This is a genomic window from Maribacter sp. (assembly GCF_039968975.1).
In the GTDB taxonomy this organism is placed as follows: Bacteria; Bacteroidota; Bacteroidia; order Flavobacteriales; family Flavobacteriaceae; genus Maribacter.
In genome coordinates this window covers 1-2,867 of record NZ_JBDVOT010000229.1, presented here as the reverse complement: position 1 = coordinate 2,867, position 2,867 = coordinate 1, and the positions used below count along the sequence as shown (strand labels likewise).

Here is a 2,867-nt window from a genome sequence, read left to right as displayed (position 1 = left end):
GTTAAGGTTGCAATACGGCTACCTGTAATGAGGTTGCTAACAACTATACCATTAGTATTAATTGTACTAACAACTCCTGCTTCATCAGTATACGTATAAGTCCCGTCTCCGTTATCTAACATCGTAGATATAGATGTATCGCTGATCGTTGTATCTACACCTGCAGCATTCGTAAAAGTATATGTTCCATCTAAATTATCTACCAAAGCAACCGTTCCTGCAGATGCATTGATCTCATCGATCGCATCTTGAACATTTGTTGCTGTTAACAATGAGGTTGTATTGTCGTAAGGATTTGCGTTTGCGTTCGTGTCGATTGTTTGTACCGCTCCTGTTTCATCCGTATAGGTATATACTCCATCTACAGCTGGTGACATCGTAGATATTGAAGTATCACTGATTGTTGTATCTACACCTGCCGCATTCGTAAAAGTATATGTTCCGTCTAAATTATCAACCAAGGCAACCGTTCCTGCAGAGGCATTGATTTCATCAATGGCATCTTGAACATTTGTTGCAGTTAATAATGATGTTGTATTGTCGTACTCAATTTCTGAAGCTGTTTTATCCAAAGAGCCCAAATCTGCGGTTACTATATTACCATTTTCAATTTCAAGGGATAAGATATTATTAGTAGCATCAAAAGTGAAATTTTGTAATTGCTGATCATCCGTAGTTGTCAGTTCCCAAGTGGTTCCGTTCCAGTAATAAATTGTTCCGGTATCTGTATTAACATATAGATCCCCTAAATCTGCTCCTGCTGGAGTTACTGCCCCTGGCGCGGAGACATCTGTTCCTTGCAAAACTTCACAATTACATTGGTCCTCTAACGTAACAGTAGTTTGTGCTATAGAAATGCCTGACAACAGTAAAGCAAATAAAACCATTAAGCCTTTAATGGTTTTACCTAGGGTTGTAGTAGTTTGACTCTTCATACTTTTAATATTCAATTCCACCTTCAAAATTTCGTTGGTCATATAGGTTTTTCAAAATGCTTCTTACAAATAGATCATTTTGTTTATTCACAATACGGATCTATGGTAATCACAATACACAAATATTGATTATAAGTCTTGCACCTTAAAATAAATGTTGTGTAACTCAAAAATTACGCTATATAGGCTCATAAAGATGAGGTATAGGGTTGCGTTTTAATTATAAAATCGGATGGTTGTTCGTCGAAGATGTACTGTTAATGGGGTAGTTTCCATTACTATTAAAAACTAATAGATTTTTTATTATTTTAAAAAAACTACAAATCAAATAGTGTCAAACGAAAACTTTTAGAAGTCTATATTTCTAATATATCATTAAACTTTTTATCTAAAATCAATGACCTAAGCAGTCTTATTTATTACTGTAATATCTCCTAAAAAAATGTTTTTAATTAGGTTTAATACGGTATGTAATTCGCTTATTGGTAATCACCGTTCTAACATTAACGATTAATAATGCTACATCTGAAGCAGTTGGATCACAAGAAGTAGTTGAATCTGAAGCCAATAAACGATATGAATTCCCTTCATTTAGTTTACTCACATTTATCACTGTTAAAGTATCAGTTTGAGCTCCTGAATATTCAGAATTATCAACAATATCTGTATAGTTAACGCCATCAGCACTAACTTGCCATTGGTATGTGTCTGCATTTGTAACACTAGATGAGAACATGGCATTGTCTCCTGCAAAAACAGTTTGATTAACCGGTTGCGATGTATAAGTAACCACTGGTAGTGTATTAATTTGATATTCCCCTAAATCTACTGGGCAATTACTATTTCCCCATCTTGCCCACAATGCATATGTACCTGATGGAAGGTCTGAAAACGTGTAGCTTCCACTAGAATCTGCTACCGTAGAGGTATACGTAACTTGGTCGTCTATACTAAATTGTATTCCTGATCTATTAGGATGATTAGGAAAACTAAAAGTAATTGTACCATTGTCTAACCCGCAGGTCGTATCAACAGTAGTAATAGTAGCGGTTGGAGCTGAATAAATTATTACATTAACTGTATCTTCATCACTACATCCTTTAGAATCTGTTACTGTTACCGTATAAGTTACCGTAGTATTAATATTAGGGTCACCAGCCGGAGTTACTGTAATAGAAGGTGTTGTCTCTCCTGTACTCCACAAATACGTATAACCTGTTCTACTACCACCAGAAGCAGATGCCGTTAATGTTGCAGATTCACCTTCACATATTGTTTTATTTGCTCCCGCATTAGCAAGTGGCGGTGTATTTTCTGTTACCGTTACGGCTGTTCTTGAACTACTTACACAACCTGTAGAGGTGTTTTTAGCTTCTGCATAATAGGTGCCTTCTGCTGTAGGCTGGTAAGTTAAGCTTTCACTTTGTAATAAATTACCTCCAGTAGAAGCATCATACCAGTCTATTGTTTCTGTTCCTCCGCTAGTACTAGCTGAAATTTCAGGAATTGTTTCTCCCTGACAATATTCTTGATTTCCATCACTTGTTGCAGGATCTACAACTGGACATACACAATTTGGTGCCGTAACCGGTAAATCTCTACTACAACTACCTTGGGTTACTGTAACGATAACATCTGTACCATCTGGCACATCTGCAATTTCCCAAACATTACCAGAAATATTAGTTACGGTACCATCTGTAGCCGTAACCGTACCTCCACTTACTGTAACTTCAAAAGTATAAGTTGTTGGCTGAAATAAAGCAAAATTACAACTTGCTGAACTTGTTATAGTTATCGTTGGTGTTGGTTCAACTGTAACCCTAACCTCATCAGAATCTGTACAACCATTACTATCTGTTACTGTTACGGTATAATCTACTATTACATTTCTACTAGTATTACCAGCTGGAGTTACGTTAATTGTTGCTG

At 36.2% G+C, this 2,867-nt stretch carries 1 protein-coding gene and 1 pseudogene; both read right to left on the bottom strand.

Going from position 1 to position 2,867, the window contains the following annotated elements; all coding sequences use genetic code 11:
* Positions 1-977 (bottom strand): annotated as a pseudogene (locus ABJI11_RS15645) (hypothetical protein); the annotation flags it as partial.
* Between the two features lie 406 nt (positions 978-1,383).
* The coding region (locus ABJI11_RS15640; RefSeq protein WP_348354215.1) for a PKD domain-containing protein at positions 1,384-2,867 on the bottom strand (1,484 nt) is incomplete at its 5' end.